Genomic DNA, 4,389 nt, shown 5'->3' on the forward strand with positions numbered 1-4,389 from the left:
GGGGGGTGGTTAATCCCGCCGGCCCCCCCGCGTTCCACGCCGGGTTGTGGGGGGGTCTGCCCCGGGGCCGCCCCTCCCGCTGCGCGGCGCGCTCGGCCGGGGTTCGCGCGACCCCCGCGGTCGCGGTGGTTACCGGTGGGCCCGGCACACCGGAAACCACCGGCACTTTCCGCACCCTCGTCCCCCCGCCCGGGCGTTTGCTGCGGACCCTCGCGCTGGCCAACGACATCCACTACGGGGAGACCGTGAGCGGGCTGCTGGTGGGCGAGCTGCCGCCGGGTTTCCGGCAGGAACCGGGGTCGCCGCCGTATCCACAGGTCATGCTGGACGCCTTGCTCGACGACCTGCACCGCGCCGACCGCGGCGCCGAGACCCTGCTCATCGCCGGCGATCTGACCGCGGAAGCCACCCCGGAGGAGATGCGCGCGGTCCGGGCCCGGTTGGACACCTGGGGCGGTGAGTATCTCGCGGTCCGCGGTAATCACGATCGCCCGCATACCGGCGCGGGATACGCCGAGTGTCGCGTGGTACCCGGCACCGCCGGCCACCACGATTGCTGGAACGAGGTTTTCGGACCGCGGCAACAATTGCTCGCACGCGAACTCGGCGGTCTCCGGCTGATCGGCCTGGACACCAGCGCACTCGACGGTGCGGGCGGGGTGCTGGACCCGGCGCAACTCGATCGGGTTCGCGAACTCCTGAACGACGAGCCCGACCGTCCCACAGTCGTTTTCGGGCATCACCCGGTGACCACGGAGGCGGGCCTGACCAATCTCGGCGGCCCCGGCTTCATCCTGGACCGCCCGAGCGCCCTACGGCTGCAACAGCTCTACGATCCGGCGCCGGGCGTATTCCTGCAGCACAGTGGTCACACTCACCGCACTCGGCGGACCCGGCCCGATACCGGATGCGCGGTCGAATTCCTCGAGGTCGCGGCGGTGAAGGAGTATCCCGGCGGGTACAGCCTGTTGCGGATCTACGAGGGCGGTTACACGGTGAACTTCTACAAGACCCGCACCGCGGCGGCGCGCCGCTGGAGCACGCTCACCCGCGGCGAATACTTCGGCCTGTATCCCGACTACACCCTGGGGACCTTCGCCGACCGCAATCATGTTGTACTGCGGGACTTCTCGGGCCTGACCTGAAAATACCCGGCCGGAACCGGGCTCGGTTCCGGCCGGCACCCAGAGCGAGCGGCGGGAATCGAACCCGCGTGAACGGCTTTGCAGACCGTTGCCTCAACCACTCAGCCACGCCCGCGTGACCAGGAGATCGTCGCCCACAGGGAGGTGGCGGACGAGGGTTGGGATCGCCTTGATCGCAATCCGGGCCCGGGTGAACGGCGGGATTCGTCGCGTCGCGGCCCACTGCACCGGGCGCGGGTGCGCCGCAGCGCGGAGTGCACAATCGGTCCGCCCCCGGGGCGCCGTGCGATGATCGAACACATGTCTCGCCCCCGGCCGCTACCGCTCGACCCGATCCAGGAGGCCCATCGGCAATGGGTCGGCCACGGCTGGGGCGCTGTCGCCGACGGGATGGCAGCCGTGACGTCGCTGGTGCGTGCGCAGCAGATCGTGATGGCCCGGGTGGACGAGGCGCTGCGGCCCACCGGGCTCACCTTCTCCCGGTACGAGTTGCTGCAGCTGCTGAACTTCAGCGCCACGGGCGCGCTGCCGATGGCCGTGGCCAGCGCCCGGTTGCAGGTGCATCCGACCAGTGTCACCAATTCGGTGGACCGGCTCGAGGCGGCGGGGCTGGTGAACCGGGTGCCGCATCCCAACGACCGGCGCGCCACCCTGATCGAGATCACCGAGGCCGGGCGGGCCCTGGTCGCCGAGGCCACCGAATATCTCAACGAGCGGGTGTTCGCCCGGCCGGAGCTGCCGCCCGACCGGCTGCGCACGCTGCTGCAGTTGCTGACCGAGTTCCGGCACACCGCGGGCGACTTCGATACCGGGGAGGAACCGGCCCGGTGGAGCCAGCCGTGACAGGTGCCCACGGCAAGGGCAACAAGAAGAAACATACCGGTCGGCCCGGGTACACCGAGTAGGCAGCAAACGGATAACGGACAAGCACCCGGTCAGCAAATTTCTCGGTGATTCGGCTTGGCAACACCGGCACCGCGGCGCACCATATGTTTATGGTGCTGGTACTCGGGGTATCGGCGGGCTCTTCCGGAGCGCGCGCGGTGCTCACTCATTCCGATCAGCCACACCTGCCCCCGATCGACCGGTGCCATATCCCCCGGGCCGCGCACAGTCCGGTGGTCGAAGCGGTTCTCACGGCGGTCCGCCGGATGCACACCGCGGCCCGGCTCCGCGACGAGTACATCACGGGCACGGCGGTGACCTGCCAAGATACGGCACAGGCCGAAGAGATCGGCGATGCTCTGGGCACCGGCCGGGTCACTCTGGTGGACGAACCCCTCGCCCAGGTGCGCTATCTGCGGTTCGCCGACCAGCTGCCGTCCTCCGGATCGGTACTGCTGTTCGATCTCGGGTCCGCCGGCTTGACCCTCACCCAGGTGGACTGCCGCACCGATACCGTGCTCACCGCGAGCCACTGGCCCGGCCTCGGCGGCGATATCTACGACGAACTGCTGTGCGAATGGCTGGACCGGGCCGGTGTCTACATCGACGAGGCGGCGGCCGGCCGGTACCGCGAGGCGCTGAGCAGCGCCCGAGTGGTCACCGCCGCGGATCCGGCCAGCGCGAAACGCGCCGTGATCACCCGCAGTGATCTCGCCGAGCTCTGCACCGAACCGTTGGCGATGGCCGCCACCCTGGCCCGGCGGGCCGGCGAGCAGTCCGAGGTCGCGGCGGAAGCGGTCGTGCTGCTGGGCGGCTGCGCCCGCAGCCCGGCCTTGCGCGCGGGCCTCGCCGAGCTACTCGATCTGCCGCTGGTCTGCGACGGGGAACCGGAATACGTGTCGGCGCGCGGCGCGCTGCTGTTCGCGGCCGAACGACCGGCGGCCGCCACCCGCACCGCGCATATCCGCGCCGGCGGTCAGGTGGTGGCCCTGGCCCCGCCGGTCGTCGGCCGTCGCAAGGTGTACGCGGCCGCCGCGGTGACCATCGGACTCGGGGCGACGGTGGCCGGTCTGCTCACCGCCCAGAACGGCACCGCGCAACCTGCGCGCGGCCAGTTCGTACCGACCGATATCGCCGAGGCGCCGCCCGAACCCTGACCGGGCCCGGGAACGGCGCCGGAATGTCAGCGGTTGGTGAACTCGGCGGTCCGCTTGTCCACGAACGCCGCCATACCTTCCTTCTGATCCGCGGTGGCGAACAGCGAATGGAAGACCCGCCGCTCGAACCGCAGACCCTCGCTGAGGGTGGTTTCGAAGGAGCGGTTCACCGCCTCCTTGGCGATCATGGTCACCGGCAATGACATGGACGCGATGGTGGCGCCGACCTCGAGCGCGGTATCGAGCAGTTCGGCGGCGGGCACGATCCGCGAGACCAGCCCGGCGCGTTCGGCTTCCTCGGCGTCCATATTGCGCCCGGTGAGCACCAGATCCATGGCCTTGGCCTTACCGATCGCGCGGGTCAGGCGCTGCGAACCGCCGATACCGGGGATCACGCCGAGTTTGATCTCGGGCTGGCCGAATTTGGCGGTATCGGCGGCGATGAGCAGGTCGCAGATCATGGCCAGTTCACAGCCACCGCCCAAGGCGTATCCGCCGACGGCGGCGATGGTGGGCTTGCGGAACTGGGCCAGCCGCTCCCAGCGGGCGAAGTAATCGTCCATGAACATGTCCATATAGGACTTGGGCTGCATCTCCTTGATATCCGCCCCGGCGGCGAATGCCCGCTCGGAACCGGTGATCACCACGGCCCCGATCTCGTCATCGTGTTCGAGTTCGTCGAGTGCGGCGATCACATCGTCGAGGACCTGCGCGTTGAGCGCGTTCAGCGCCTTGGGCCGGTTCAGTGTGATGAGGCCGACCTTGTCTTTACGCTCCAGCAGAATCGTCTCGAAGTCGGTCACAGCACATCCTCTGGGTCGATACGGTTACGAATATCGATTACGAACATCGGTGACGATACCGCCCGCGCCACCGGCGGCCGCGGGTCGGCTCACGGCTCCAGGCGGACCATGATCTCCGCCATGCGGGCGTCGATCCACGCGCAGATGGCGGTCCGGTCCATCCCGACCGCTCCCTCCCCCGGCGGGCCGACCACGTAGCGGCCGTCGCCGGGGACGTCGCGCCAGGCAAGACCGACATGGATGATTCCCGGTTCCCGGAAGCCGAGATGGCCCTGGATCACCTTCAGCACCCCGGAATCCGGCCCCGGCGCGCAACCGGGTTACTCCGGGCCCGGGGCCCCCGACCGGGCCCCCGGGCCCGGGCGGGGGGGGGCGGGGGAGGGGGCCGCGGGGGGAAAA

At 69.8% G+C, this 4,389-nt stretch carries 5 protein-coding genes and 1 tRNA gene; 3 read left to right on the forward strand and 3 right to left on the reverse strand.

Going from position 1 to position 4,389, the window contains the following annotated elements:
• Positions 1–125 precede the first annotated feature (125 nt).
• Entirely contained in the window at positions 126–1,145 is a 1,020-nt protein-coding gene (locus QH276_RS12785; protein WP_280400597.1) for a metallophosphoesterase family protein, read from the forward strand.
• A gap of 43 nt (positions 1,146–1,188) precedes the next feature.
• On the opposite strand, the gene QH276_RS12790 is transcribed toward QH276_RS12785, so the two are convergent.
• Positions 1,189–1,260: transfer RNA gene (locus QH276_RS12790), tRNA-Cys, on the reverse strand.
• Between the two features lie 185 nt (positions 1,261–1,445).
• On the opposite strand from QH276_RS12790, the gene QH276_RS12795 reads away from it, so the two are divergent.
• Together QH276_RS12795 and QH276_RS12800 are read left to right on the forward strand one after the other, a co-directional pair.
• A complete protein-coding gene (locus QH276_RS12795) occupies positions 1,446–1,988 on the forward strand; it encodes a MarR family winged helix-turn-helix transcriptional regulator (protein ID WP_280400598.1) in 543 nt (180 codons plus the stop codon).
• A 152-nt stretch (positions 1,989–2,140) separates the two neighbouring features.
• Positions 2,141–3,187, forward strand: a complete 1,047-nt coding sequence (locus tag QH276_RS12800) for a hypothetical protein (RefSeq protein WP_280406740.1) — start codon at positions 2,141–2,143, stop codon at positions 3,185–3,187.
• 26 nt (positions 3,188–3,213) lie between these two features.
• Here the strand turns inward: QH276_RS12800 and QH276_RS12805 are convergent, their stop codons facing one another.
• Entirely contained in the window at positions 3,214–3,990 is a 777-nt protein-coding gene (locus QH276_RS12805) for an enoyl-CoA hydratase (protein ID WP_280398201.1), read from the reverse strand.
• 89 nt (positions 3,991–4,079) lie between these two features.
• A complete protein-coding gene (locus QH276_RS12810; RefSeq protein ID WP_280406741.1) occupies positions 4,080–4,280 on the reverse strand; it encodes a hypothetical protein in 201 nt (66 codons plus the stop codon).
• Positions 4,281–4,389 lie beyond the last annotated feature (109 nt).

It is taken from the genome of Nocardia carnea, from assembly GCF_029869215.1.
GTDB classification, from domain to species: domain Bacteria; phylum Actinomycetota; class Actinomycetes; order Mycobacteriales; family Mycobacteriaceae; genus Nocardia; species Nocardia carnea_B.